This window comes from Arcobacter sp. ISO1 (assembly GCF_058105185.1).
In genome coordinates this window covers 1,163,185-1,189,412 of record NZ_CM176573.1, presented here as the reverse complement: position 1 = coordinate 1,189,412, position 26,228 = coordinate 1,163,185, and the positions used below count along the sequence as shown (strand labels likewise).

At 28.9% G+C, this 26,228-nt stretch carries 28 protein-coding genes; 12 read left to right on the top strand and 16 right to left on the bottom strand.

Annotation, left to right across the window (positions count from 1 at the left end; all coding sequences use genetic code 11):
- The first annotated feature begins 105 nt into the window (after positions 1–105).
- On the top strand, positions 106–702 hold the full coding sequence (locus tag AC2TY9_RS05895; RefSeq protein WP_489780010.1) for a peroxiredoxin: 597 nt from the start codon (positions 106–108) through the stop codon (positions 700–702).
- 51 nt (positions 703–753) lie between these two features.
- Complete coding sequence (locus AC2TY9_RS05890; protein ID WP_489780009.1) at positions 754–1,764, top strand: SAM-dependent methyltransferase; 1,011 nt, start codon at positions 754–756, stop codon at positions 1,762–1,764.
- A 7-nt stretch (positions 1,765–1,771) separates the two neighbouring features.
- Here the strand turns inward: AC2TY9_RS05890 and AC2TY9_RS05885 are convergent, their stop codons facing one another.
- Together AC2TY9_RS05885 and AC2TY9_RS05880 are read right to left on the bottom strand one after the other, a co-directional pair.
- Complete coding sequence (locus AC2TY9_RS05885; RefSeq protein WP_489780008.1) at positions 1,772–2,152, bottom strand: DUF779 domain-containing protein; 381 nt, start codon at positions 2,150–2,152, stop codon at positions 1,772–1,774.
- A 120-nt stretch (positions 2,153–2,272) separates the two neighbouring features.
- Positions 2,273–3,766: an aldehyde dehydrogenase family protein gene (locus AC2TY9_RS05880; protein WP_489780007.1), complete on the bottom strand. Its 1,494-nt coding sequence runs from the start codon at positions 3,764–3,766 to the stop codon at positions 2,273–2,275.
- Positions 3,767–3,977: 211 nt separating this feature from the next.
- On the opposite strand from AC2TY9_RS05880, the gene AC2TY9_RS05875 reads away from it, so the two are divergent.
- The gene (locus AC2TY9_RS05875) at positions 3,978–5,870 is read left to right on the top strand and encodes an FIST N-terminal domain-containing protein (protein ID WP_489780006.1); all 1,893 of its coding nucleotides are present in this window, start codon (positions 3,978–3,980) and stop codon (positions 5,868–5,870) included.
- Entirely contained in the window at positions 5,867–6,529 is a 663-nt protein-coding gene (locus AC2TY9_RS05870) for a response regulator transcription factor (RefSeq protein ID WP_489780005.1), read from the top strand. Before AC2TY9_RS05875 ends, AC2TY9_RS05870 begins: the two co-directional genes overlap by 4 nt.
- Before the next feature lie 9 nt (positions 6,530–6,538).
- On the opposite strand, the gene pqqE is transcribed toward AC2TY9_RS05870, so the two are convergent.
- From pqqE to AC2TY9_RS05820, 10 genes are all read right to left on the bottom strand, one after another.
- Positions 6,539–7,669, bottom strand: a complete 1,131-nt coding sequence (pqqE, locus tag AC2TY9_RS05865; RefSeq protein WP_489780004.1) for a pyrroloquinoline quinone biosynthesis protein PqqE — start codon at positions 7,667–7,669, stop codon at positions 6,539–6,541.
- Complete coding sequence (gene pqqD, locus AC2TY9_RS05860) at positions 7,659–7,928, bottom strand: pyrroloquinoline quinone biosynthesis peptide chaperone PqqD (RefSeq protein WP_489780003.1); 270 nt, start codon at positions 7,926–7,928, stop codon at positions 7,659–7,661. Before pqqD ends, pqqE begins: the two co-directional genes overlap by 11 nt.
- Positions 7,897–8,655, bottom strand: a complete 759-nt coding sequence (gene pqqC / locus AC2TY9_RS05855; protein ID WP_489780002.1) for a pyrroloquinoline-quinone synthase PqqC — start codon at positions 8,653–8,655, stop codon at positions 7,897–7,899. Before pqqC ends, pqqD begins: the two co-directional genes overlap by 32 nt.
- A gap of 79 nt (positions 8,656–8,734) precedes the next feature.
- The gene (pqqB, locus tag AC2TY9_RS05850; protein WP_489780001.1) at positions 8,735–9,652 is read right to left on the bottom strand and encodes a pyrroloquinoline quinone biosynthesis protein PqqB; all 918 of its coding nucleotides are present in this window, start codon (positions 9,650–9,652) and stop codon (positions 8,735–8,737) included.
- 95 nt (positions 9,653–9,747) lie between these two features.
- Positions 9,748–9,822 (bottom strand): pyrroloquinoline quinone precursor peptide PqqA, encoded by a 75-nt coding sequence (gene pqqA / locus AC2TY9_RS05845; protein ID WP_138152607.1) that lies wholly within the window; start codon positions 9,820–9,822, stop codon positions 9,748–9,750.
- Positions 9,823–9,855: 33 nt separating this feature from the next.
- Positions 9,856–11,631, bottom strand: coding sequence for a methanol/ethanol family PQQ-dependent dehydrogenase (locus tag AC2TY9_RS05840; protein ID WP_489780000.1), 1,776 nt, complete (start codon positions 11,629–11,631; stop codon positions 9,856–9,858).
- 72 nt (positions 11,632–11,703) lie between these two features.
- Positions 11,704–12,486 (bottom strand): ABC transporter permease, encoded by a 783-nt coding sequence (locus AC2TY9_RS05835; RefSeq protein WP_489779999.1) that lies wholly within the window; start codon positions 12,484–12,486, stop codon positions 11,704–11,706.
- 2 nt (positions 12,487–12,488) lie between these two features.
- Positions 12,489–13,211 (bottom strand): ATP-binding cassette domain-containing protein, encoded by a 723-nt coding sequence (locus tag AC2TY9_RS05830; protein WP_489779998.1) that lies wholly within the window; start codon positions 13,209–13,211, stop codon positions 12,489–12,491.
- A gap of 12 nt (positions 13,212–13,223) precedes the next feature.
- Positions 13,224–14,192, bottom strand: coding sequence for a PQQ-dependent catabolism-associated beta-propeller protein (locus AC2TY9_RS05825; RefSeq protein WP_489779997.1), 969 nt, complete (start codon positions 14,190–14,192; stop codon positions 13,224–13,226).
- A gap of 24 nt (positions 14,193–14,216) precedes the next feature.
- Complete coding sequence (locus AC2TY9_RS05820; protein WP_489779996.1) at positions 14,217–14,636, bottom strand: cupredoxin domain-containing protein; 420 nt, start codon at positions 14,634–14,636, stop codon at positions 14,217–14,219.
- A 143-nt stretch (positions 14,637–14,779) separates the two neighbouring features.
- Here AC2TY9_RS05820 and AC2TY9_RS05815 point away from each other — a divergent pair, with 143 nt between their 5' ends.
- The 4 genes from AC2TY9_RS05815 (at position 14,780) to AC2TY9_RS05800 (ending at position 20,314) form a co-directional block, all read left to right on the top strand.
- Entirely contained in the window at positions 14,780–15,928 is a 1,149-nt protein-coding gene (locus AC2TY9_RS05815) for a type 1 periplasmic-binding domain-containing protein (protein ID WP_489779995.1), read from the top strand.
- Positions 15,925–16,380 (top strand): hypothetical protein, encoded by a 456-nt coding sequence (locus AC2TY9_RS05810; RefSeq protein WP_489779993.1) that lies wholly within the window; start codon positions 15,925–15,927, stop codon positions 16,378–16,380. The genes AC2TY9_RS05815 and AC2TY9_RS05810 overlap by 4 nt, the downstream gene beginning before the upstream one ends.
- A gap of 86 nt (positions 16,381–16,466) precedes the next feature.
- The gene (locus AC2TY9_RS05805; protein WP_489779992.1) at positions 16,467–18,593 is read left to right on the top strand and encodes a DctP family TRAP transporter solute-binding subunit; all 2,127 of its coding nucleotides are present in this window, start codon (positions 16,467–16,469) and stop codon (positions 18,591–18,593) included.
- Entirely contained in the window at positions 18,593–20,314 is a 1,722-nt protein-coding gene (locus AC2TY9_RS05800) for an ATP-binding protein (RefSeq protein WP_489779991.1), read from the top strand. Before AC2TY9_RS05805 ends, AC2TY9_RS05800 begins: the two co-directional genes overlap by 1 nt.
- Here AC2TY9_RS05800 and AC2TY9_RS05795 read toward each other — a convergent pair.
- Genes AC2TY9_RS05795 through AC2TY9_RS05780 form a run of 4 tightly spaced genes read right to left on the bottom strand, consistent with a single transcriptional unit; the run spans position 20,311 to position 23,113 of the window.
- Positions 20,311–20,709, bottom strand: a complete 399-nt coding sequence (locus AC2TY9_RS05795) for a DUF411 domain-containing protein (protein ID WP_489779990.1) — start codon at positions 20,707–20,709, stop codon at positions 20,311–20,313. The genes AC2TY9_RS05800 and AC2TY9_RS05795 overlap by 4 nt on opposite strands.
- Positions 20,706–21,404: an ABC transporter ATP-binding protein gene (locus AC2TY9_RS05790; protein ID WP_489779989.1), complete on the bottom strand. Its 699-nt coding sequence runs from the start codon at positions 21,402–21,404 to the stop codon at positions 20,706–20,708. The genes AC2TY9_RS05795 and AC2TY9_RS05790 overlap by 4 nt, the downstream gene beginning before the upstream one ends.
- 1 nt (position 21,405) lies before the next feature.
- Positions 21,406–22,137, bottom strand: a complete 732-nt coding sequence (locus AC2TY9_RS05785) for an ABC transporter permease (protein WP_489779988.1) — start codon at positions 22,135–22,137, stop codon at positions 21,406–21,408.
- Positions 22,138–22,153: 16 nt separating this feature from the next.
- The gene (locus AC2TY9_RS05780) at positions 22,154–23,113 is read right to left on the bottom strand and encodes an ABC transporter substrate-binding protein (RefSeq protein WP_489779987.1); all 960 of its coding nucleotides are present in this window, start codon (positions 23,111–23,113) and stop codon (positions 22,154–22,156) included.
- Positions 23,114–23,257: 144 nt separating this feature from the next.
- On the opposite strand from AC2TY9_RS05780, the gene pedF reads away from it, so the two are divergent.
- Genes pedF through AC2TY9_RS05760 form a run of 4 tightly spaced genes read left to right on the top strand, consistent with a single transcriptional unit; the run spans position 23,258 to position 26,211 of the window.
- Entirely contained in the window at positions 23,258–23,677 is a 420-nt protein-coding gene (gene pedF, locus AC2TY9_RS05775; protein ID WP_489779986.1) for a cytochrome c-550 PedF, read from the top strand.
- A gap of 4 nt (positions 23,678–23,681) precedes the next feature.
- On the top strand, positions 23,682–24,551 hold the full coding sequence (locus AC2TY9_RS05770) for a substrate-binding periplasmic protein (protein WP_489779985.1): 870 nt from the start codon (positions 23,682–23,684) through the stop codon (positions 24,549–24,551).
- 14 nt (positions 24,552–24,565) lie between these two features.
- The gene (locus AC2TY9_RS05765; RefSeq protein WP_489779984.1) at positions 24,566–25,309 is read left to right on the top strand and encodes a quinoprotein dehydrogenase-associated SoxYZ-like carrier; all 744 of its coding nucleotides are present in this window, start codon (positions 24,566–24,568) and stop codon (positions 25,307–25,309) included.
- The gene (locus tag AC2TY9_RS05760; protein ID WP_489779983.1) at positions 25,306–26,211 is read left to right on the top strand and encodes a quinoprotein relay system zinc metallohydrolase 1; all 906 of its coding nucleotides are present in this window, start codon (positions 25,306–25,308) and stop codon (positions 26,209–26,211) included. The genes AC2TY9_RS05765 and AC2TY9_RS05760 overlap by 4 nt, the downstream gene beginning before the upstream one ends.
- Positions 26,212–26,228: the final 17 nt, after the last annotated feature.

The window sequence follows — 26,228 nt, the reverse complement described above, 5'->3', positions numbered from 1 at the left end:
TATTAAAGAAAAAAATTATCCTTTAGTAATATTTATTAAATATACTTTAAGTTTAACTCATTACAATTACACATCTAAAAGAAAAAAATTATTAAAGGAAATATAATGTTAGTAACAAAAAAAGCTCCAGATTTTACAGCAACAGCTGTAATGGCAGATGGTCAAATTAAAGAAGGTTTTAATTTATATGATAATATCGGTGAAAAAGGTGCAGTTTTATTTTTCTGGCCTTTAGATTTTACATTTGTTTGTCCATCAGAAATTATTGCATTCTCAAAAAGAGTTGCAGATTTTGAAGAAAGAGGAATTCAAGTAATTGGTTGTTCAATTGATTCAGAATTTTCTCACTTTGCATGGAGAGAAACAAAAGTAGAAGAAGGTGGAATTGGAAGAGTTAAGTTCCCTATGGTTGCAGATATCACAAAACAAATTTCAAGAGATTATGATGTATTATTTGGAGAATCTGTAGCACTTAGAGGATCATTTTTAATTGACAAAGATGGAACAGTAAGACATGCAGTTATAAACGACTTACCACTTGGAAGAAATATTGATGAGATGGTTAGAATGGTTGATACTATGCTATTTACAAATGAACATGGTGAAGTATGTCCTGCTGGATGGAGTAAAGGTGATGAAGGTATGAAAGCATCTACAGAAGGTGTTGCAGAATACTTAGGTAAAAATGAAAATAAACTATAATATTTTTTAAACAAAAGTGCCTTTTTGGGCACTTTTTGCTAAACTAAATTTATGAAAGATCAAAAATTTAGTGACTACTTTAACTCTTGGCTATATGGTAAAAATGGATATTATGCAAACTACAAACAAATAGGTAAAAAAGGTGATTTTTATACATCTGTATCAAGTTCTTCTTTTTTTGGTGGTAGCATTGCAAAAAGAATAGTTGATAAAATAAATTCTAATGAACTCCCTAAAAATACAACTATTTTAGAAATTGGCGCACACCATGGATATTTATTAGCTGATATAATTCAATTTATTTATACTTTAAAACCAGAACTTTTAAATACCCTTACCTTTGCAATAGTTGAAAGGTTCGATTCTTTAAAACAAAAACAACAAGAGTACTTAAAACAATCCTTTGGTGAAGCTATAAACTTAGTTCACTATGATGATATTAGTAATGTTAAACTTCCCCATGCCTTTATAATTGCAAATGAGATATTTGATGCCTTTCCTTGTGAACTTGTTTTCACAAAAGATGATGAACTTCAATTAGGGTATGTGCAAAATCACAAAATAGATTTTAAAAAATGTGAAGATAAAAATATAATTGAACATTGTAAAAAATATAAAATTACAAAAGGTGAAATAGCTATTGGATATAAAGAGTTTGCTAATGCAATATGTACTAATATAAAAAAATTTGAGTTTGTAACTTTTGACTATGGAGACAATTATCCAAGAAATGACTTTTCAACTAGAATATATTCTAAACATAAAGTGTTTCCAATATTTGAAGAGAACTTAGATTTAAATTCATTATATGCAAATTCAGATATTACCTATGATGTAGATTTTAAGTACTTAGAAGACTGTTTTAAAGAATTTGATATAAAATCAGTTGATTATAAAACTCAAATGGCAACATTAATAGATTTTGGCATTATAAATTTACTAGAAATATTAAAAGAAAATAGTGACGAAAATACTTATTTAAGAGAATCTGCCAAAGTAAAAACTTTACTTGAACCAACAGGCATGGGAGATAGATTTAAGGCTTTAATAGTAAAAAAATAGAAAGTTTTTAACTTTCTATTTTCTTTAACTCTTCATACTCTTCATCTGTAAAAATTCTAGACCTTGTTAAAAATTGATAACCTTCATCAATTTCAAGAGAAAAAGAGTTACCAAAGGCACCTTTTTCCTCTTTTACATCTACAATTATTTGAGAGTGTCTAAAATATTCAAACTGTTCATTGTCAATATAAAATTCACAACCACAAAGTTCACCAAGTTTTACATTTCTACTTGGTACATAAAAGTCACCTTTTTCATAACACATTGGAGCTGTTCCATCACAACAACCTCCACTTTGGTTAAAAACCACTTCACCATTTTTTTCAATCAACATCTCAATAACTTTTGTTGCTTCAGGTGTCGCTATTACCCTTCTTGTATCTATCATGATATAACCTTTATAAAAATAAGCAATTTTATCTTTATAAAAATTAATTTAGGCCAGGGAGGCTGAGGAAAGTAAAAAATGGAGGGGCCTCCCTGGCCTGCTTTAAAGTTTTAATATCTATTAAAAGAATCCTAAAGCATTTTTGCTATAAGAAGTTAAGATATTTTTAGTGTGTCTGTAAGAGTTTAACATCATCATGTGAGTTTCTCTACCGATACCTGATTTTTTGTATCCACCAAATGATGCATGTGATGGGTACATATGGTAACAGTTAACCCAAACTCTACCAGCTTCAATTCCTCTAGAGAATTTATGTAATTGGTGAGCATCTCTTGACCATATACCTGAACCTAATCCATAGATAGTGTCATTTGCAATCTCTAATGCTTCATCTTCATCTTTAAAAGTAGTTACTGCTAATACAGGTCCAAAAATCTCTTCTTGGAAGATTCTCATTTTATTGTGACCTTTGAAGATTGTTGGTTGAATATAGAATCCATTTGGATTTACTTCAGATTCATATGCATCTCCACCAATTAGACACTCAGCACCCTCTTCTTTACCAATTTTCATATATTCCATAATTTTTTCTTTTTGGTTAGAAGAACATTGAGCACCCATCATACAATCTGGATCTAATGGATTACCTAATTTAATAGCTGCAACTCTTTCAAGTACTCTTTTCATAAATGGCTCATAAATTGACTCTTGGATTAATGCTCTTGAAGGACAAGTACAAACCTCACCTGAGTTAAATGCGAATAATACAAGACCTTCAATTGCTTTATCAAAGAACTCATCATCAGCGTCCATGATTGATTCCATAAAGATATTTGGAGACTTTCCACCAAGTTCTAATGTAGAAGGGATAATGTTTTCAGTTGCATATTGCATAATTAACTGACCAGTTGTAGTTTCACCTGTAAATCCTACTTTTTTAACATCTGGGTGAGTTGATAAATGTTTACCAATTTTTCCACCTGCACCATTGATAATATTAACAATACCCGCTGGTAAAACATCTTGAATGATTTCCATTAAAATTAAAATTGCCATTGGAGTTGCAGATGCTGGTTTTAAAACAACACAGTTACCTGCTGCTAATGCAGGAGCTATTTTCCATGCAGCCATTAATAAAGGGAAATTCCAAGGAATGATTTGAGCTACTACACCTAATGGCTCATAAACTTCTTGAGATACAGTATTTTCATCTAAATCAGCAACAGTACCAGTTTCAGCTCTAATAACTGAAGCAAAGTATCTAAAATGATCAACAACTAGAGGGATATCAGCAGCTAAAGTTTCTCTTACAGCTTTTCCATTATCTAATGTTTCTGCAACTGCTAAGCTTTCTAATTTTGCTTCAATTGCATCTGCAACTTTATTTAACATAGTACTTCTTTCTATAATCGAAGTATGTCTAAATGATTCGAATGCAGTCTTTGCAGCTGCTACTGCTGCATCAACATCTGCTTCATTTGATCTTGGAATTTTTGTTAAAACTTCACCATCAACTGGAGAAATATTATCAAAATACTCACCACTTGTTGGAGCTACCCATTCTCCACCTATAAAGTTCTCATATTGAGATTTAAATTCTGGTTTACTATACATATCATTTCCTTTATTTTTTAATTGAAAACAAATACTTAAAGTGTATTTATTTTTTGAATAGTGAAATCTTACACGAGAATTATAGCCTGAATTTAGCGATTGCATAGCATTAACGTAGCAATTAGAAATAAATGGTAACAATACCATAAAATAGGGCTTTCATCAATTAATTTTTTGTTAAAAAATTAAAAAATTATGCTACACTTTTTTTATGAAAACATATAACTACACATTTTTTAATAATAACTTAACTGATTTAATTGATTATAATATATTTAAAGATGAAAAAAATGTTCTAATTCAAATATTTTGTGGTCATGATTCAAGTACTTTAGAGTTAATTACAAAAACAGTAATGGATAATATTCCTCAAGCTGTTTGTTTAGGAACAACAACAGATGGAGAGATATGTGAATCAAAAATCTCTACACTTAAAACTATTATATCAATTTCAGTTTTTGATAATACCTTTTTAAAAGCTCATTATATAAAAGGAGATAATTCTTTTAAAATTGGATATGAAATTGCACAAAAAGTTATCACTGATAATACAAAGTTAATTATTACTTTTACTGATGGAACTGGGACAAATGCAGAAGAGTATTTAAAAGGTATAGAAAAATATGATAATTCTATAATGGTATGTGGAGGGATGGCAGGAGATAATGGAGTATTTAAACAAACCTTTATCTCTTTAGGAAATCAAATCTATCCAAAGGGTCATATCGCAGTTTCACTTAACTCAGATGTATTAAAAGTTACAAATGCAAGAAAATTTGACTGGGTTCCAATAGGTTTAGAACATACAATTGATGAAGTTGAAGGCAATAGAATCTATAAAATCTCAGGAATGAGTCCTTCAGAATTTTATAAAAAATACTTAGGTGCAAGTGTTGCCCAAACAGAATTTCCTTTAATAGTAGAAAGAAATGGTATACCAACAGCAAGAGCAGTCCTTGAACAACACAAAGATGGAAGTTTAAGTTGCGGAGGAAATTTAAGAAAAGGTGATATTGTTAGACTTGGTTTTGGAGATGCAGAATCTATAATGAATAATCCACTTAGTGCTTTAGATACAAGTTTTGATCATCCAATTGAAACTTTTTTCTTATATTCTTGTATGGCAAGAAGAAGGTATTTAAGAGAGTTAATAAAACTTGAAACTCAGCCCTTTGCAGTAATTGCACCAACCTCTGGATTTTTTACCTATTCAGAGTTTTTCCATAGAGATGGTCATAATGAATTATTAAATCAAACCTTAACAGTAGTAGCCTTAACTGAAAATGATAAAAAAGTTAATTCATTGGAGATATATCCAGAAAGACAAACAAAATCAAAAAAAGATGCAGCTTTCGCAAGAACTCTAAAATCACTTACTCACTTAGTACAAAAAAGTACTGATGATTATCAAGACCAATCAAAAAATTTAAAAGAATCAGAACTTTATGCACAAAACTTATTAATCTCACAAAAACAATTTTTAAAACATGCAGTTCATGAAACAAATACGCCACTTTCTATTATAATGGCAAATATTGAACTATATGAAATGGAAAATGGTAAAAATCAATATTTATCAAATATCGAAGTAGCAATGAAAAATCTTTTTTCTATATATGATGATTTAAGTTACTTAGTAAAAAAAGATCAAATAGACTACCCTAAACATAAAATCGATTTTAAAGATTTTGTCAGAAGTAGAGTCGAATTTTTCAACCAAGTTGCAACTAAGGTCAAATCAAAATTTGTTTTCAAAGCACCCAAAGAAAATATGACACTATTTTTCAATGAATCTAAACTACAAAGAATAATTGATAACAATCTTACTAATGCCATAAAATATACCTATGAAAATGAAGATATTTATGTAACATTAAAAAAAGAAGAAAATCACTTAAAACTTATGGTTTCAAGCCATTCAAAAAAAATCCAAGATCCAGACAAAATCTTTAAAGAATATTACAGAGAAGAAAAATCAAAAGATGGATTTGGATTGGGATTAAATTTAGTAAAAAGAATTTGTGATGAAGAGGGTGTTGAAATATATTTAGAATCCAATGAATATTTCACATCATTTGTTTATCTATTTAAAGGGGAAATATGAAAATTTTATTATTAGAAGATGATATTATGTTAAATGAGGCAATAACTCAATATCTTGGAACAGTAGGTCACTCTGTTCAATCTGTAAAAGATGGGGATGAGTGTCTAAAAAAACTAGATGATGAAAAATTTGATCTTCTAGTTTTTGATATAAATGTACCAAGTATTGATGGTCTTACTATTTTAGAAGACTTACATAAAAAGAAAAGAATGGTACCAACTATTTTTATCTCGGCACTTATAGATATTGAAGATATTTCAAGGGCCTTTGATATTGGATGTCACGATTATCTAAAAAAACCATTTCACCTAAAAGAATTAAATCTAAGAATAGAAAAAATTCTAAAAACAAGAACTGCCCCAATGAGCCATAAAAGATTATCAAAATCTTACAGCTTCGATAGTGAAAGTATGACTTTATATTTTAATAATGAACCACATATATTACCAAAAAGGCAACTTCAAATTATTGAACTTTTAACAAATAATAGAAGTTTAGTTTGTAACTATGATATGTTTAGAGATTATGTTTGGAATGATGACTTTATTGATAATGCAACAATTAGAGCAGAAGTAAATAGAGTTAAAAAAGTTTTAAAAGAGGATTTTATTGTAAATGTTAGGGGTATTGGGTATATGGTTGAAAGACCTAGTTCTTAAGTTTTATACTTAAGAACAACAGGTTTGCTTTTCTATAAACTTCAAAGAATTTTGTTTATTTCTATAAATTGGAAGTTTATCACTTTTATTCGCATTTTCAACTATTTTTTTTACAACTCCATGATAAGCTGACTTATCACAAACTGGATCAGCTTCATGTATATCTTGTGTTAACGCATATGCTTGACATCTACATCCACCAAAATCTTTCTCTTTTTCAGGACATGATTTACATGTAGGATTCATCCACTCATCACCTCTAAAAAAGTTAAAAGGTTTTGATTCGTACCATATCTCTTTTACAGAAGATTTTTTTACATTTGGAAACTCTATTGGTAAAGTGTTAGCAGTATTACATGGAAGTGCTAATCCATCTGGGTTAATTGTTAAAAAAGTTGTTCCCCATCCATTCATACATGCCTTTGGTCTACTTTCATAATAATCAGGTACTACAAAAAATACTTTCATATCTTTTCTTTTTTCCCTATAAAAATTTGTTACTTCCATAGCCTTATCTAGTTGTTCTTTACTTGGTAATAATGCATCAACATTTTCTAATGCCCAACCATAATATTGAATATTTGCAATCTCTAAATAGTTAGCTCCTAACTCATCACAAAACTCAATTATCTCACCAACTTGCTCAATATTTTGTCTTGTTATACAAGTATTTACAATAAGTTGCATACCAAGCTCTTTTACCTCTTTGGCAAATGCAATTTTATCTTTCATCGCTGTTTTATTATTTGTAATTAAAGTCATAGTATTTTCATCATGAGATTGAATACCTAATTGAACAGTTTTAAGTCCAGCTTCCTTTAACTTTTTTAAAACTCCCTTTTCACCACCAACACCAGAAGTGATTAAGTTTGTATAAAATTTTAAATCATTTGCATATTTTACTATATCAACAATATCTTTGTTTAGTAAAGGCTCACCACCTGAAATCCCTAATTGAACAGCTCCTAAAGCTCTAGTTTCATCTAAAACTTTAAACCAATCCTCTTTACTCATACCATCTTTTGTATTTGCAAAATCTAGTTGATTGTAACAATAAGTACACTCTAAAGGGCATTTGTGAGTTAACTCTAAAAGCACCCACAAAGGTGGTTTAATCACAGACTTTTCATTAGTTGACATTCTTTACCCACTTTCTATCAAAGGCCTCATCAAAAAATGCTTCCACATCTTTTTCTAATCCTGACATCTCAAACTTTTTTTCCAATGTTGAAACTATTTCATTAAAATTCTTAGTTCCATCACATTGGTTCATTATTTCACCAGCACTTTGATTTAGTTGAACCATACCTTCTGGGTATAATAAAACAAAACAATCTTGTGCTTGCTCAAATTGTAATTGGAAGTGATCATTCACTGCAATTAATTTTTCTTTGTTCATTTTCATAACCTTCAATATTGAAATACGGTGGTCTTTTTAATTCGTATGCCAAATATAAAGCATCACACATAGTCCAAAGTATATCAAGTTTAAACTGTAAAATTTCAAAAGCTTTATTTTGAAGTTCAACTGTATTAAACTCTTCTAAAGTGATTGAAAGTCCATGTTGAACATCTCTTCTTGCTTCACTCAATCTTTTTTGGAAATATCTTAAACCTTTTGCTTCAATCCAAGGATAATTATCTGGCCATGTACTTAATCTTTGTTGGTGAATTTGAGGTGCAAACATCTCAGTTAAAGATGACATTGCAGCTTCTTTCCAAGGTCTTTGTTTTGCAAAATTAATATAAGCATCTACTGCAAATTTAACTGATGGTAAAACATATTTATGAGAAATTAAATCCTCTTTATTTAATCCAACAGCCTCACCTAATTCAAGCCATGCTTCAATTCCACCACCTACACTATCATGATCAATAATTCTATCAATCCATTTTCTTCTATCTTCTAATGGTGGATTATTTGACATAATTGCTGCATCTTTAATTGGAATTGCTGTTTGGTAATAAAATCTATTTGCTACCCAACCTTGAATCTCTTCTTTACTACAATCCCCTTGATACATTCTAATATGAAATGGATGGTGAATATGATACATGTCACCCATACCTCTTAACTTTGTTTCAAACTCTTCTTTGCTTAGTAATTCGTTCATTCTTTTTGTCATTCTTCTTCTCCTTTTTTGTAGTCCCTTTTAAAATGCAAATTTTAAAAGGTTAAGCTTTTGGGCTTTAAGAATAAAGCCTTTATATATCTATTCTCATTCCATCATATGAAACTTCAATCCCATGGGAAATAAGTTCTTTGTATTCAGGATTTTCTTCATCTAAGATTGGATTTGTATTGTTAATATGAATTAATATTTTTCTAGGTTTACTTAAAGTATCTAAAATTTCAATAAGCCCCTCATCTCCACTTAAAGGGATATGCCCCATATCAGTACCTAATTTAGTAGAAAACTTACCTTTTATCATCTCATCATTTGTCCAAAGCGTTCCTTCAATTAGAAGAACATCTGCATTTTTCATCTGATCAAAAACATGATCTTCCATAACCCCAAGACCAGGAAGATAAAACAATCTTTTTCCTGTATTTTTATTTACAACTGTAATTCCAATATTATCACCCTTTCGTGGATGATCCCTATGTGGTGAATATGGTGGTGCATTTGAAATAAGTGCATGGGCATAAAACTCATATGAAGGCATCACTGGTATTTCAAATTTTGTAGTAGAATCTGGCAAAATCTCATGCCAAACGGTTCCTCCACCATCCCAATGTTGTAACATTTTCATCGTAGGAAATGATGAGTTTAATTCTTCATTTACCTCTTTAGTACAATAAATTTGGTGAGGACAACCTTCCCTTAACATAAGTAAGCCCGTTGTATGGTCTATTTGAGCATCGTTAAATACGATTGCTTTAATTTTGGTTTCTCTTTTTTTTGTTGGATGTAAAAAAGGTGAATTGTGAATTTGCTCCAAAATATCTGGGCTAGTATTAAGTAAAACCCAGTTCTCACCATCTTCACTAATAGTAATTGAACTTTGAGTTCTTTTTTTTATACTCTTTTTGCCTTCTCTGTAACCTTTGCAATTGTCACAGTTACAATTAAATTGTGGTAAGCCACCACCTGCTCCTGAACCTAGAACTTGAATCCTCACATTATATCCTTTTATTTTTCCTCAAAGAAAAAAATTCCCACATTTTTTTCTTTGAAGAAAAGACTAGAGCAAAAGCTCTAGTCAAGTTTAAAAAATTACTTTGTACAAATATACATAGTAACTTCAAAACCAAATCTGTTATCTACGAATGTAGGTGTTTCCCATTTCATTTTAGTTACCTCCTTTCTAGATTAAATATTCTATTATTTTTTAAATAATTTAAATACGTGAACAGTTCCACCTTGGTTAATGTTCTTAATAAGTTTTGCAACTTCACCACCCCATAAAGGAACAGCTCCACCCCAACCTGAAACGATTGCGATATATTGCTCACCATTTTGCTCCCAAGTAATAGGAGAAGAAACAATTCCAGAACCAGCATTGTATTTAAATAAAATTTCACCAGTTTCATCATCAAATGCTAAGAATTTACCTTCAGGAGTTCCTGTAAATACAAGTCCACCAGCAGTTGTTAATACTCCACCCCATAATGGTGCAGGGTTTTTGAATTCCCATTTGATTTTTCCTGTCATTGGCTCAATTGCTTTAAGTGAACCAATGTGATCATCAAAAATTGGTTTAATTGTAAATCCAGCACCTAAGTAAGCAGCACCTTTTTTATAATGAATTGGTTGATTCCAAATATCCATTCCCCACTCATTTGAAGGAACATAGAATAATTCAGTTTTTTTAGAATAAGCCATTGGCATCCAGTTTTTACCACCTAAGAATGAAGGAACAGAGAATACTGATTTACCTTTTGAAGCATCACCAGGATTTCCAGGTCTTCCATCAGCAGTATATAATGGTCTCCCATCTTCTCCAATTCCAGTTGCCCAAGTAATGTTAGAAACAAATGGATTAGCAGTAATGAATTTACCGTTAGTTCTATCTAATACATAGAAGAAACCATTTCTATCTGCAGTTGCAGCATATTTTTTACCATCTTTATTAAATGAAACTAATTCATTAACACCATCAAAATCCCATCCATCATGTGGAGTAGTTTGATAATGCCAAACAATTTTCCCTGTATCTGGATTAATTGCTAACCTTGAAGAAGAGTATAAGTTATCTCCTGGTCTATTATGTGAGTTCCATGGTGCAGGGTTACCTGTACCCATAAAGATTAAATCAGTTTCTGAGTCATATGTACCACCAAGCCAAGTTGCAGCTCCACCAGTTTTCCATAAATCTCCAGTCCATGTTTTACCAGCTTCACCACCAGTAATTCCATTTTCTTTTCCATTTAAGTAACCCATGTTACCTTCAACAGTTGGTCTAGTCCAAATAACTTTACCAGTTTTAGCATCATAAGCTTCAACTTTTCCAACAATACCAAACTCACCACCAGCTACACCAGTGATAACCATGTCTTTTACAATAAGTGGAGCAGCAGTAATTGAGTAACCATCTTTATAGTTTGCTACTTTTTTCTTCCATACTGTTTTTCCAGTTTTTCTGTTTAGTGCAACTAATTTTGCATCTAATGTACCAAAAATCACTAAATCACCATAAATTGCAGCACCTCTGTTGATTACATCACAACATGGTAAGATTCCACTTGGAAGTCTTGCATCATATTGCCATAACTCTTCACCAGTTGCTAAATCAATTGCATACATTCTAGAATAAGATGCAGTTACATACATAACACCATCTTTTACTAGTGGTTGAGATTCTTGTCCTCTTTGTTTTTCCCCACCAAATGAGAAATTCCATACAGAAACTAAATCTTTAACTGTATCTTTGTTAACTTGAGTCAATGGTGAAAATCTTTGACCATTTTGCCCATGTCCATATGTTAAAACATCCCCAGTTGTTTTATCATCATTTAAGATTTCATCATATGTTACAGGTGCATATGATGGTTTTGTAACCACTGTATCAGTCATTGCAGTGTTGCTTGTCGCACATCCACTAATTAATGCAGAAAGTGTAACAGCTACTGCACTAGTTAGTAAAAAACTCTTTTTCATGCTATCTCCTTTTATAATTGTCAGACTCAAAATTGTCTTGAAAGAAGTATATACGAGAAATATAGCGTGAGTTTAGCTATTGTTAACTTTTTTTGATTTAAACCCTAAAAATGCCATAATTAAAGTTATAACTAGAGAGATTACCAGTACTAAAAGTGCCTGTGTATCGACCTTCAAGTAAAGTGAGAATCTAATAGATTCCACTATATAAGTAAAAGGATTATATGAAGAAATTTCATATAAAAGTATCGAAGAATCTTTAATTTTCCATAGTGGGTATAAGGCAGAACTTAAAAAGAACATTGGGAAGATAACAAAGTTCATTACAGTTGCAAAATTTTCCAATTGTCTTATAACAGAAGAGATAAAAAGTGCAAAGGCATTAAGTATTATAGATGAGATTATAATAATAGGGATGGTTACCACTATTGCTATATATGAAATATCTACACCATATAATTTTGCAATAAGTAAAAAAGTAATTGCTTGAATTGTTGATACTATTGAGGTTGCAAACATTTTACAAAATAATAAAAAATTTCTATTTATATAAGAAGATAAAAGTATTTTCATACTACCCATCTCCCTATCAAATATCATTGTTAAACTACTTTGCATACCATTAAAAAGTAATACCATTCCAACAAGTCCCGGAACAATATAGGTTTCATAGGTAATATAAGTTTCATAAGGAGGTGTAATAGCAAGGCCTAAAGCTGTTTTAAAACCAACTGAAAAGATAAATAGCCAAAGTAAAGGTCTAACAAGAGCTGAAAAAAATCTACTTTTTTGTTTTACAAATCGAATTAACTCTTTATAGATAATACCTTTCATACAATTAAAATATATATTCATAGCTATTTTACAATTTGATTGAAAGTATCAACCAAATTCTCCTTTTCATATTTTTCCATAATACTACTAACAATACCACTTTCTACTATTTTACCATTTTTGATAAATGAAATCTCATCATCTTCATTTACCTCATCAAAAAGATGTGTAATCCAAAGTACACTTAGATTTTCCCTTTTTACTAAATCTCTAACATAATCTAAAATATCAAATCTACTTTTTAAATCAAGTCCAACAGTAGGTTCATCAAGTAAAAGTAGTTTTGGTTTATTTATTAAAGCCCTTAAGATTTCAACTCTTCTTCTATGTCCACCATTTAGTTTTCTAGCTGTAGTATCTAAATGTGGTTTTAATTCAAGTCTTTCAATCTCATTTTCAATAGATTTTATTGTTTGAACAAAACCTAAACCCTTTAATGACCCATAATAATAAAGATTTTGTCTAACAGTTAAATCTAAATCCAAAGTTGGTTCTTGAAAAACAATACCAATATTTTTTAAAGCTTCACTATAATTTTTTATGGAGTGATTATTTATATTAATTTCACCAACTTCAAGTTTAAGTAGTCTTGTAATAAGTGAAAAAACAGTTGATTTTCCAGCTCCATTTAGTCCCAATAAAACTGAAAATTCACCTTTTTTTATATTAAAAGAAACTTTATCTAATACCTGTTTCTTTCCATAGGAAAAATCTACCTCTTTTAATTCTAATATCTTTTCACTCATTTTACAACTTTACTATTTACTAGGAATTACTGCTAATCCCCAAGGATATCTTCCTACTTTTATTGTTTTTTCTACTTTTAAAGAATCAACATCTATTACAGATACATCACCACTTACACCATTTGTAGTATAAAGTTTTTTCTCATTTTGGGCAAAATCTAATTGCCAAACTCTTTTTCCAACTAATAAATACTTTATAATTTTATATGTCTTTGCATCAATTACAGCAACATGATTAGCTGGTCCTAAAGCTACAAAGGCATATTTTCCATCGCTTGTTAGTTTAATACCAACTGGCTGAATTAAATCTTTAAAGATCCCTGGAATTTTAAAACCTAATTTTGCAACACTCTCTTTTGTTTTAGTGTCAACTACCACAACAGTCCCACCAATCTCACTTGATGCCCAAACTTTATCACCATTTTTTGAAAACTCTATATGTCTTGGTCTAGCATCTACTAAAGTATTATGGACAATCTCTTTTGTTTTTGTATCAATCCAATGTAAAAAGTTTGATGTTTCTGATGTATTAATAGCTACACTTCCATCTGGACTTACAGCCATCCCCTCAGGTTCTAAACCAACTTCAATTTGTGATACAACTGATTTTTCTTTAGTATCAACAATTGTTACAATTCCATCATTTTCATTTGATATATATAACTCTTTCCCATCTGGATGAAGTGCAAATTGTTCTGGGTCTTCACCTGATGGTAAATTATATAAGATTTCCCCAGTTTTAGTGTCCATAGCTTGAACTGTGTCATCATCACTTGCACAAATATATAATTTTTTATAATCACTTGTAAGTAGTATTCCTCTAGGTCTTTGCCCTACTTCATATGTTTTTATAACTTTGTTTGTAACTGAATCAATTACACTGATAGTATTATCTTTTTCATTTGATACGAATATTGTATCTGCACTTAAAATTGATGCTGATAATACTGATAAAACAGATGTTAAAATTAATTTCTTCATCACTAATTCCCTTTTTATAAAAATTTATTCAACAATAAAAGTTGCTCTTTCTCTATCACTTTTAGCTGATGGTAAACCTAAAGTAAAAGTTCCTGGTTTAATAGGGATAAAAGTCATTTCAATTTCACCCTCATCATCAAATTCAAAACCATCTAAACCTAATGGTCTTACTTCAATATCATTAATAGATATTTGATTTACCCAAATATTTCTAAAAAAAGCTGCACCTACAATAGGTATTTCTCTTGAACCATCACTTTTTAGAACAAGTTCGTAATATTTACCCGCTTCTAATTTATATGGTTCACTTGCAAGTGGTTGACCAACACTAATAGTAATAGGAGTTAGTTTAGTTTTAGAGTGTAATAAACCCTTTAAATTCTTTGCAAATGCAAATTCCCCTGATATAAGTAGCATTGCTACTAATATTACAATTTTTTTCATACATAATCCTTTTTATAATTTATCTTTAATTGTAATGAAGCTTTATAGCTAGAATATAGCATATTGATTTTTATTCTCATTTTGCTAGATTGAGGCTATACTTATTATATATACTTCTACAATAAAGAAAAAAAGGAACAAGAATGAAACAATTATTTAGTCTATTTTTAATGTTAGGCTTCATAAATGCCTTTGCACTAGAAGTAAATATTTTATACCTAGAACAAAAAGTAAAAAAGCCCCCAGTACTTTCAAATATAATTGAAGATCCAGAAGATCTTGGATTAAAAGGCGCACAAAAAGCCATAATAGACTCAAATAAAAGTGCTAGATTTTTAAATCAAAAATACAATTTAATTGAAAAAATCTCTTATGATAAAGCTCAGTTAAAAAAAGATTTTGAAGAGTTTATAAATATAGGAAACTCATATGTAGTTTTAAATGTTGAAGATGATTTTTTAAAAGAGTTACTAAATGACCCACTTTCAAAAAAAGCTTTAATAGTAAATGCATCTAGTCCAACTACAAGTTTAAGACAAAACTACTGTTTACAAAACTTACTTCATACAGCTCCTTCAAATGCCATGCTTTATGATGGCCTAGTTCAATTTTTAGTAAAAAGAGATTTTAAAGATATCTTTTTAATAAGTGGAGAAAATCCAAAAGATAAAGAGATACTAAAAGATATAAAAAGATCAGTAAAAAAATTTAATGCAAAAATTGTAAAAGAAAAAGTTTGGGATAATAATTCAGATATTAGAAGAAAAGCAAATGCAGAATTTCCTGTATTTACCCAAGCTAGTGATTATGATTTAATTATGTTAGCTGACCATTACGGAGATTTTGGTGAGTTTATGTATTTTAATACTTGGCTGCCAAGACCAATAGCAGGAACACAAGGATTAACTCCAGCAGCTTGGCATAAAGTTATTGAAGCTTGGGGAGCAGCGCAAATGCAAAGTAGATTTGAAAAATTTGCAAAAAGATGGATGCAATCAAAGGATTATACAAACTGGACAGCAGTTAGATCTATCATTGGAGCAATTACAAAAACAAATTCTGCTGATTTAAAAACAAATCTTGATTTTATCCATTCAGATAAGTTTGATTTAGCAGCATATATGGGAAGAAAACTGTCATTTAGAGATTATAATGGACAGCTTAGAATGCCAATTTCACTTGTTCAACCAAGGGCACTTATATCAGTTTCTCCACAAGTTGGCTTTTTACATCCAAAAACTGATTTAGATACTTTGGGTATTGCACCCTTTGAGATGAAGTGTAAAAAATGATTAAATCTTTTTTTGCACTTTTAGTTCTTAGCCTAAGTATAAATGCCTATGAGGTAATAGATAAGGATAATTACTTTACTGTAAAAATTCAAGATGAGGAGTTTTATGAACTATATGTGAATTTAAAAGATGAAATAAATTTTAATTCATACGTTATAGTTCATGAATTAAATTTAGGAAAGTCTACTAAGGCTGTTGCCGATGCTTTAGGAGAAAAAGCAGTTGTTAAAAATGGAATAAATCTACTTATTTGTAAAACCTCATTTACCCTTAAAATGCATCAAGAAAATATTCATAATATGACTTTTTGCCCAATGGTTATCTCTATATATGAAGATGAAACTTCAAACTATATATCTTTTAGGAAATATCACCCTCTAAATAAAAATGACAAAATTGCACTTACTATAAATAAAAGATTAAAAACATTAATTTTAAACTCCCTTGATTAAAAAACTTTCACTTTAATTAAATTTTTCTTTTAAATTACTATTTAAATATATAATAATATAATAGTGTCAGGGATAGGGAGACAATTATGAAAAATAATGTAATAATACTATTAATAATTATTTGCTTCTCGATATTTTTATTTCTGACTTTAGATATAAATAAAAATGAATTAATAAATACAGAAAAAAAAGATGATAACTCCAAGATTGAATTAAAACTTGCCCATAATCTACCAAAAAATAGTGCTTTACATGAAGCTTCTGTTTTATATGCAAAAAAAATAGCCGAACTTACAGATAATAAAGTAAAAATTAAAATCTTCCCAAAACAAGAATTAGGAAACGACTACCAAATGATAGAGCTGGCAAGTCAAGGAAAAATCGATATTTTAATAACTCCCACAGCAAAAATGAGTGTTTCAGTTCCTTCAATGCAATATGCTGACTTGCCATTTTTATTTCCAACAAGACAAGATGCCTATGAACTTTTAGATGGAGAAGTTGGGAAAATGATTCTAAAAGATTTAGACAAAATTGATCTTTTAGGTGTTGCCTTTTGGGAGAATGGCTTTAAGCATTTCACAGCAAACTCTAAATTAACTAGCCCAAAAGATTTTGAAGATAAAAAAATTAGAGTTATGAAAAGTAGAATAATAATGGAGCAATTTAAAGCTTTAGGTGCTCAAGCTATTCCTATTGATTTTCATTCTACAAAAAAAGCCTTAGAAGATAAGGTTGTTGATGGACAAGAAAACCCTTTAGTTGCTATTGTAAATATGCAATTTCATAAAGTTCAATCACATTTAACTATAAGTGAACATGCCTATTTACCATATCTATTTGCCATGAGTAAAAAAAGTTTAAGAAAACTTCCTGTGGAGATTCAAGATATTTTAACTACTAATTTAGATGAGATTACAAAATGGGAAAGAGAAGAAACCCAAAGAAGGGAAAAAGAGTTTCTTGAAACAATAAAAAATGAAGGTGTAAAAATACACTATTTAACAAAAGAAGAGAAAGAAGCTTTTAGAGAAAAAACTAAATATATTGTAAAAATGTATGAAAAAGTGATTGGTTCACATATAATTTCGAAAACGGAAGAGATATTAAATAAAAAGTATGCAAATAAAGAGAATATATATTTTGGTTTAGATGTAAATCTTTCAATTGGTAATAAAGACTCAGGATTATCTTTAAAAAGAGGAGTTGAATTAGCAATTGATGAAATTAATTCAAATGGTGGATTATTGGGTAAAAAGATTGATCTACTTACTAAAGATAATGAAGCAGTTACAACTAAGGCTTTAAAAAACTTTAAAGAGTTTTCAAAAAATGATAATGTAAAAGTTGTAATAGGTGGTAAAAAAAGTTCTATAATTTCAAAAGAACTAGAATTTATACAAAAAAGTAAAAAACCTTATTTTTCACCTTGGGCGTCTGCAGATAAAATTGTAAATAATGGCTATGAAGAAAACTATGTTTTTAGAGTTTCTACAAATAATAAATTTATTATAAATAGACTTTTAAAAGAGTCTTTAAAAGATGATAAAAAGCCCTTAATAGTTGTTGAAAATTCTATTTGGGGGAGAGGTGCTCTAGAACTTATAAAACGAGATAATAAAGAGTTTGAATCTATTATTATAAACCAAGGTCAAACTAATTTTGATAATTTAATATCTAAAATAAAACAACATAAAACAAAATCAATCTTAATGGTTTTAAATACCTTAGAAGCATCAAATATTTTAAAGACCTTGTATGAAAACCAAATAAGGATATCAATATCTTCACATTGGGGTATTTTAGGTGGAAAGTTTTATAAGCAAAATAAAAAATACCTAAGTAATATCGATTTGAAATTTATTCAATCTTTTAGTTTTATAAAAAATAAATCAAAAAAAGCAGAAGAGTTTGCTTTAAGATATATCAAAAAATATGGTGAGAAATCTACTCTTGATATATTATCGCCTTCATCTGTTGCTCAAGCATATGATTCTACTATGCTAATTGCACAAGCAATAAAAAATGCCAACTCCTTTGAAGGAGAAAAAATAAAAAATGCCTTAGAAAATTTAGATGAATATGATGGTTTAATAAAAAAATATATAAAACCATTTAGTAAAACTGATCATGAAGCTTTAGAGAAAAAAGATTTTTTCTTTGCAAAATATGATCAACAAGGGATAGTAATCCCAATTGGTAAGTTAAAGTAATGAAATCTAAACCAATAAAAAATAGTATAAAAAACAAAATCATAATTCAATTTACCCTAATATTATCTATTTTTTTATTATTAATCTCATTTTCAATTGGTTATTTATTTATCAAAAACACTGAATCCCATGCACAAGATTTATTAAAAAACAAAGCTCTACAAATAGAAGAAAAGATACAAGAAAGACTTTATTATTTAATAGAGCAAACAACACTTCTTGCAAAAAACTCACTAATGGTTAATTCTTTAATTGATGATGATAATAAAGAGGAATACCTTTTACCACTAGCTTCAAATTTTATGGAAGACAAAAATGTAAAACACCTAAATATTATAGATTTTGATGGTGAGATAATCTTTAAAACAACAAAAGTAATTCCTAAATATAGTAACTCCATATATATTAGAAATGCACTAGCACTAGGACAAACAACATATTATCTAGAAAAAAACAAAAATGAGTTTATTGTTGTTTCCCCTGTAAAATATTATAAGACGACCCAAGGAGCTTTAATAGCTACATTTAATCTTGACAAAATTTTACGAAAATATATAATTAATTCAAGTGATGAATATATTGAAATACTTAATACTAAAAAGGATGAACTACTATATAAAAACAACCATGACGAAAATAAAAGGTATTATTCATATAGTTTAAAAAATCAAAATTTATCACTTTTTCATGAATTAAATATTTCATTAAATATTGGAAAACTAGAATCGGCATATCTATTTCCAATACAAAATGCTGTGAAAAAAGTACTTTTAATGAGTTTTATTCTAATTTTAATTGGAACCTTACTCTCATATTTATTAGCAGAATCAATTACTAAACCTATTATAGAATTATATAAAAAGATAAACAATAATGAGTTTCATGAAAGATATAAGCCTTTAGGCACAAATGATGAATTAGAAGTTTTATCTTATGCTTTCCATGAAAAAGTAAAACAATTAAATCAATTTAAAAATGAAGAGTTAGAGAAACAAAAACTTTTACTTGAGCAATCAAAAATGGCCTCATTGGGTGAGATGATTGGAAATATTGCCCATCAATGGAGACAACCTTTATCTGTTATTTCAACTGCTTCAAGTGGTTTAAAAATGAAACAGGAGTATGGAATACTAGAGGAAGAAGAGATGTATTCTGTTCTTGATTCTATTAATGAAAATACCCAATACTTATCAAAAACAATTGATGATTTTAGAAACTTTATTATTGGGAAAAGGGAAAAGAAACAATTTAATTTAAGTGAACAAATTAATAGTTTTTTATCTTTAATGATGGGAAGTATAAAAACACATGAAATCAATATAGTACGTAAAGAACAAACAGATATTAAAATTAATGGTTACCCAAATGAATTAACTCAATGTTTAATGAATATAGTTAATAACTCAAAAGATGCCTTTGAAGAAAAAGGAATAAAAGAAAAATATATTTTCATAAAAACATATATTAAAGATTCTTTAATTTTTATAGAACTTAAAGACAATGCAGAAGGTATTGATGAAGATATAATTTTAAAAATATTTGAGCCTTATTTTACAACAAAACATAAATCTAGAGGTACAGGATTAGGTCTTAGTATGACATATAGATTGATTACTGAAGGGATGAAGGGCAATATAAAAGTAAGAAACACAACTTTTAATTATAATAAAAGAACCTATGAAGGGGCAGAATTTATTATTACTTTACCCTTCGTAGATTAGTATTTTCCAAACTCTTTGTAAGTTTTATCCTCAAAAATTATAAATACTGTTTTAGGATTTTTATCATTTTCATAAGCTGGAAGGGATAAACCAATTGCATTTTTAGGTTTTTCCTTCAAAAAATCTTTTATAGCACGGGAAGGAACATTTCCTTCAAAAACATAATCTCCCATTAGTGAAGTGTTACAAGATTGGATATCATATGGTATTCCTATTTGTCTTTTTAAATTTTTTACATTCATCACTGTAACAACATCAACCTCTTTTGCTACTTTTTCCATCTCTGTAAACCAAGATTTAGGGCAAGTGCTTGTTGGTGGTTGAAAAACTTGTAGTTTAGATTCACTGGCAAAAAGTGAAATTGCCAATAAACAAAAAGCTAAAATTTTCATCATAATTCTCCTTTTAGAATATTTGGATATTTTTCCAATAGATTATTTTTTATTTGATCAATATTTTTAATATCAAAACTTTGATTATTTGGATTTTCAAACTCTAAAACTATTTTTGCTGGCTTACTAGAAAGAAATAAAATTCTATTAGAAAATAAAATTGCTTCACTAATATCATGAGTTACCAAAACTACAATTGGGTTAAACTTTTTACATAGTTTTAGAAACTCTTTTTTTAATTCTTGGGAAGTTGGAAAATCTAAAGATATGAAAGGCTCATCTAACAATATCACCTCTGGTTGATTTATAAATGCCCTAGCTAGAGCAACTCTTCTTTTCATACCACCTGATAAAGCTTTTGGGAACTTATCTAAGACATCTTCTAATGCAACTAATTTTAAAATATCATTTATCTCATCTAAATCTTTAGATTTTGAAACTAATAAAAGGTTTTCTTTGATACTAAGCCATGGCAATAATCTATCATCTTGAAACATAAATGATATATTTTTATAAGGCATAAAGATTTCACCTTTAAAATCAGTTTCTAAATTTGCCAATAAATTTAAAAAAGTGCTTTTTCCACATCCACTAGGACCAACTATTGAAATAAACTCTTGTTCTTTAATTTTGAACTCAATATCTTCTAAAACCTTTATTTCATTAAAATTTTTATTTTGAATATTTATATCAATCATTTTATTTCCATTCCAACATCTTATTTTCTAAAGGTTTTAAAATAGCCATTTCTATAAACAAAACAATAAAAATAAAAGCTAAAGAATAAGCTAATATAGAAGTTATATCAAAAAATTGGAAAAACATTGAGATTTTAAAACCTATTCCATCACTTCGTCCAAGTAGTTCAACAACTAAAACTATTTTCCAAATTAAAGATAAAGATAATCTAGCAGAAGCCATCATATATGGATAGATTTGAGGTAAAAATACCTTAAAAAATATTTGTTTTTTTGGCACCTTATAAACTTTTGCTAAATCCATATATTTTAACTCAATTGCTCTAGTCCCTTCTCTTATATTAACAATTACAATTGGAACTTTATTTATAATTACAGCTAAAAGTGCTGCAAAATCAGTTAATCCAAACCAGATATAACAAATAACAATCACAACTAAAGCAGGAATATTTAAACCTAAAACTAATAAAAAATCAAAAATATCATCTATTTTTTTTGATATTCCCATTATAATTCCAAAAAATGTTCCAATTATCATTGTGATAAAAAATGTTATTACAACCCTAAATAATGTAATTCTCAAATCATCTAATAATTCCCCATCTACTAAATGTTCAAATAGTTTTATAGCTATATCAACAGATGAAGGAAAAACTTGGGATGCGAAGACTATGGAAGAGGCCTGCCAAATAATAATAAAAGCACAAATTGATAATAGTCTAGTTTGTAACAATACTTTTTCCTAATCTTTATTTATTAATTTCCCAAAAAGTTTCAGGGTCTAACTCTTTGCTATTTTTAACTAGTTTCTTTCCACCTTGCTCTCGTAATACCTTGAATATTTTTCTTGAATCTTCAATATTTTTTTCATCAAATTTAAGTATCACTCCATTTTTATAACCCTCTTTTAATGAGTTAAATGTTGCTTCATCTTTTACTTTCATAAGTGGTTTTATTCTATTCCACTCACTTTCATTTTCCAATAACATTTTTTTAGCACTTTTACTTGCATTTATAAATGAATCATAAAGTCTAGGATCCATAAGAGCTAAATCTCTTCTAAATGTCCACCCAATTAAAGGTATATCTTCAACAATGCCAAAACTTTTAAAAACCTCTTTAATATCAATAATTGCTCTTGCTCCTTTTGCCTTTGCCTTTGCATTAAAATGCCAAAAGTTCAATGCCCCATCTAAAGAACCATCAAGTACTTTTTTTAAAAGTATTGGAGGAGCTGCAAAAGTTGGATTAATAATATCTTTAAAATCTTTTTTATATTTTAGTTTACTGTATGCCCTTAAAATAAGCCATGTTTTATCAACAGGACCTCCAGCAACTCCAATATTTTTTCCTTCTAAATCCAATAGGGTTTTTGCGTTGTTATTTTTACTCAAATATAATGTACCTGTTGCCTTTGAATAAGGGTAAAATGTATAATCCCCACCATTTGCCCTTTGTGTATTTACCCAAACCCAATCAGTTACTATAATATCTACACTTCCTGATTGAAGTGCAATTGATGTAGCGTTTTTTGAAGCTAATTTAACAACTTCAAGTTCAAAACCATTTTTAATATCAAGTTTATTATGCTTTAAAACATCTAATTCCCAGTTAACAGTTCCATAGGCTAAAACACCCACTTTTAATTTCTCCAAAGCATATAAATTTGTAAACATAAAACAAATTATTAGAAACACAGTTTTAAACATCTATCTACCTTTTAATTATTTTTCATATTGTATATCAAGTAAATAGCATCAATTTAGCATAAAAAAGTTTTTTCCCAACGCTATAATCAGGCTATAAAAACACTTTATAATTCCATCATGCAAAAATTTCGCAAAAGGATATACATGAATAAAATCGAAAAATTAACACTTGCAGTTTTGTTTTCTGCAATAACTGCATTTGGACATGGAAGTGTTACACCACAAAAAGTTGACACAACTGGTTTAGAACAATTAGGTGATACTTGGGTATCAGAAAATCCATATAGTACTGACAATGCAAGAGCTGTAGAGATTGGAAGATCTGGATATAGTGAAAACTGTGCAAGATGTCATGGACTTGATGTTATCTCTGGTGGTATTGCTCCTGATTTAAGAGAGTTAGATAAATTTGAAGATGAGTACTTCTTAGGGAAAGTATTAAGTGGTGTTACAAGAAATGGTAATGTTTATATGCCTTCGTTTGCTGACGTTCTAAGTCAAGAAGCAATTTGGGCAATTAGAACATATATTATGGACAGAAGAACAAAAGATGGCATAGAGTAGTATTATGAAAATTCTTAGATTATCAGTTTTATTCGCACTTTTAATAGTTTTTGCAAATGCAAGAAGTATTGAAGAGATTCAAGAAAGCGGTTATATAACAATAGCTGTTTATGAAGATTTTCCACCTTACTCTTTTACAGAAAATAATGAGTTAAAAGGGATAGATGTAGACTTAGGAAAATTACTTGCAAAATCTCTTGAAGTGGAGGCTAAATGGCAGTTAACAGGTTCTGATGAAACTTTAGCTGATGATCTAAGAATTAATATTTGGAAGGGTAATCTAATTCATAAAAACTATGCAGATGTAATGTTTAGAGTTCCATACGATTATGATTATTTAAGATTAAGAGACAAACAAACAGGTGAACTTCAAACAGATATGGTTTCTATTAAAGGGCCATATCATAGTGAAAAATGGGTTATAGCAACACACAAAGATAAAATCCCAAAAATTAGAACCTTAGGAATTTTTGCTTACCATACTATAGGTGTTGAGTTAGATACACTTGCAGATAGCCACTTAACAGGATTTGCAAGGGGTTTAATCAATAAAAACGTTAAACACTATTTCCACTTTAAAGATGCAATAAAAGATTTTAAAGAGGGCAAACTTGATGCCATTGCTGGATTAAAATCTCAACTAGAGTATCTATTAGATTTTAACAACAATAAAGACAAATTATACATGACTAGTAAAATACCTCAAGTGAAATCACACTGGGATATTGCAACAGCAGTTCACACTAGTTATAGACCATTAAGTTATCATATTGATGGCTTAATATATGAAAATTATAAGAATGGTAATATTAAAAAAATATTTGAAAAATATGGAGTTAATTATTTACCTCCAATAGCAAGAACACAACAATAAAATAAGGAGTTGTCATGAGAAGTATACTCATTTTCGCTACATTAATTCTAACAATGTTAAACCTAGAAGCAAAGAATCCTATAGTATCTCCCACTTTTGATGATATTATCAAAATTACTATTGGCGAAGATGAGTATACCTTTGATGACAAAAATGTCCAAGTAAAGGTTCCATCTTTTGCTGATAATCCTGTTCAAGTTCCAATTTTTGTAGATGCATCAAAAATTAAAAACCCTAAAAAAATGATTCTTTTCGCTGATTTGAATCCTATTCCAGTTATTTTAACAATGACACCAAAAGATTTTTTGCCAGTTATCTCAACAAATATAAAGGTTGCCCAAGAAACTCCTTTAAGAGCCTTAGTTTTAGATGAAAATAATCTATGGCATGTTGGAAGTGCAAACATCAATAGTAATGGTGGAGGATGTGATGTAACAAGTTTAGCTGCTGCTAATGGAGATGTTTCAGAAAACATAGGTAAAAGTAAGGGAAAAATATTTGATAAAAAAGATCAAAAAAGAATTAAATTTTCAATATTTCACCCAATGGAAACTGGATTAGTTTTTGGAGCTAGTTCATTTTTTATAAACAAAATAGAAATAAAAGATGAAAATAATAAGCTTTTAACTGTTTTAGATACAAGTGCAGCAATTAGTGAAAATCCAAGAATAACTTTAGAAACAAAAAAAGAATTTAAAGAATTAAATATCAACTTTTTGGATACTGATGCAAATAATTTTGAGTTAAATATAAAATGAAAATTTTATTTTTCACAATAATATTTTTAAATTCACTTTTTGCCTTTGAATATAACTTAAAGCCAGAAAAACTAGATAAAAATAGCTACTATTTTTATGGAAAAGAGGAGTATTTTTCAAAGCAAAATGGCGGAGACATAGCAAATTCTGCTTTTATAATCACTGAAAATTCTGTTATTGTAATAGATACAGGAACAACAGTGGATTATGCAAATGCTATGAAAAAAGAGATTTCAAAACTTACTAAAAATCCTATAAATTTTGTAATAAATACACATCACCATCCTGATCATTTTTTAGGGAATAAGGCCTTTAAAGATGCTAAGATTTATGCAACAGAGCATACCATTGAGGATATAAGATTAAATGGTGAAAAATATGTTTCTAATATGGTAAACCTAATAGGTGAAGCTGCCTATTCAACTAGAGCAAAAGTTCCAAATAAATTACTTAATACAAAAAAATTAATCCTCGATGGGTACAAATTAGATATTTTATATTTAGATGGTCATACAAAAAGTGATATAGCCATACTAGATAATAAAACAAAAATACTTTATGCTTCTGATTTAATTTTTAACCACAGAGCCCTAGCAACTCCCCATACAAATTTAGAAAAATGGATTTTGGCATTAAAAGAATTAAAAAAACTAGATTTTAAAACTTTAGTTCCAGGGCATGGAAAAGTAACTTACTCAAAAAATGTTATTGATGAAAATATTAGGTATTTAAGATTTTTAGATAAAACCTTGAAAGAGGCTATAGAAAATGGACTTGATACCTTTGAAATTTTGGAACAAGAGGTTCCAGAAGATATCAAAAATTATTCTATGTTTGAAGAAGAGTATGAAAGAAGTATTATAAATCTATACAAAAAGTATGAACTGCAACTCTCTTATTAAAAGATAAATAGCATAAA

What these genes read in the sequence shown, in the direction of transcription:
- AC2TY9_RS05880 (WP_489780007.1), bottom strand. Translation starts at nt 3,766, where the DNA reads ATGTATAGTAAACCAGAATTTAAATCTCAATATGAGAACTTTATAGGT.
- pqqD (WP_489780003.1), bottom strand. Translation starts at nt 7,928, where the DNA reads ATGAACAAAGAAAAATTAATTGCAGTGAATGATCACTTCCAATTACAA.
- AC2TY9_RS05790 (WP_489779989.1), bottom strand. Translation starts at nt 21,404, where the DNA reads ATGATTGATATAAATATTCAAAATAAAAATTTTAATGAAATAAAGGTT.
- AC2TY9_RS05765 (WP_489779984.1), top strand. Translation starts at nt 24,566, where the DNA reads ATGAGAAGTATACTCATTTTCGCTACATTAATTCTAACAATGTTAAAC.
- AC2TY9_RS05840 (WP_489780000.1), bottom strand. Translation starts at nt 11,631, where the DNA reads ATGAAAAAGAGTTTTTTACTAACTAGTGCAGTAGCTGTTACACTTTCT.
- AC2TY9_RS05820 (WP_489779996.1), bottom strand. Translation starts at nt 14,636, where the DNA reads ATGAAAAAAATTGTAATATTAGTAGCAATGCTACTTATATCAGGGGAA.
- AC2TY9_RS05890 (WP_489780009.1), top strand. Translation starts at nt 754, where the DNA reads ATGAAAGATCAAAAATTTAGTGACTACTTTAACTCTTGGCTATATGGT.
- pedF (WP_489779986.1), top strand. Translation starts at nt 23,258, where the DNA reads ATGAATAAAATCGAAAAATTAACACTTGCAGTTTTGTTTTCTGCAATA.
- AC2TY9_RS05810 (WP_489779993.1), top strand. Translation starts at nt 15,925, where the DNA reads ATGATTAAATCTTTTTTTGCACTTTTAGTTCTTAGCCTAAGTATAAAT.
- AC2TY9_RS05895 (WP_489780010.1), top strand. Translation starts at nt 106, where the DNA reads ATGTTAGTAACAAAAAAAGCTCCAGATTTTACAGCAACAGCTGTAATG.
- AC2TY9_RS05815 (WP_489779995.1), top strand. Translation starts at nt 14,780, where the DNA reads ATGAAACAATTATTTAGTCTATTTTTAATGTTAGGCTTCATAAATGCC.
- AC2TY9_RS05830 (WP_489779998.1), bottom strand. Translation starts at nt 13,211, where the DNA reads ATGAGTGAAAAGATATTAGAATTAAAAGAGGTAGATTTTTCCTATGGA.
- AC2TY9_RS05825 (WP_489779997.1), bottom strand. Translation starts at nt 14,192, where the DNA reads ATGAAGAAATTAATTTTAACATCTGTTTTATCAGTATTATCAGCATCA.
- AC2TY9_RS05760 (WP_489779983.1), top strand. Translation starts at nt 25,306, where the DNA reads ATGAAAATTTTATTTTTCACAATAATATTTTTAAATTCACTTTTTGCC.
- AC2TY9_RS05875 (WP_489780006.1), top strand. Translation starts at nt 3,978, where the DNA reads ATGAAAACATATAACTACACATTTTTTAATAATAACTTAACTGATTTA.
- pqqC (WP_489780002.1), bottom strand. Translation starts at nt 8,655, where the DNA reads ATGACAAAAAGAATGAACGAATTACTAAGCAAAGAAGAGTTTGAAACA.
- AC2TY9_RS05885 (WP_489780008.1), bottom strand. Translation starts at nt 2,152, where the DNA reads ATGATAGATACAAGAAGGGTAATAGCGACACCTGAAGCAACAAAAGTT.
- AC2TY9_RS05870 (WP_489780005.1), top strand. Translation starts at nt 5,867, where the DNA reads ATGAAAATTTTATTATTAGAAGATGATATTATGTTAAATGAGGCAATA.
- AC2TY9_RS05805 (WP_489779992.1), top strand. Translation starts at nt 16,467, where the DNA reads ATGAAAAATAATGTAATAATACTATTAATAATTATTTGCTTCTCGATA.
- AC2TY9_RS05780 (WP_489779987.1), bottom strand. Translation starts at nt 23,113, where the DNA reads ATGTTTAAAACTGTGTTTCTAATAATTTGTTTTATGTTTACAAATTTA.
- AC2TY9_RS05800 (WP_489779991.1), top strand. Translation starts at nt 18,593, where the DNA reads ATGAAATCTAAACCAATAAAAAATAGTATAAAAAACAAAATCATAATT.
- AC2TY9_RS05770 (WP_489779985.1), top strand. Translation starts at nt 23,682, where the DNA reads ATGAAAATTCTTAGATTATCAGTTTTATTCGCACTTTTAATAGTTTTT.
- AC2TY9_RS05835 (WP_489779999.1), bottom strand. Translation starts at nt 12,486, where the DNA reads ATGAATATATATTTTAATTGTATGAAAGGTATTATCTATAAAGAGTTA.
- AC2TY9_RS05795 (WP_489779990.1), bottom strand. Translation starts at nt 20,709, where the DNA reads ATGATGAAAATTTTAGCTTTTTGTTTATTGGCAATTTCACTTTTTGCC.
- pqqE (WP_489780004.1), bottom strand. Translation starts at nt 7,669, where the DNA reads ATGTCAACTAATGAAAAGTCTGTGATTAAACCACCTTTGTGGGTGCTT.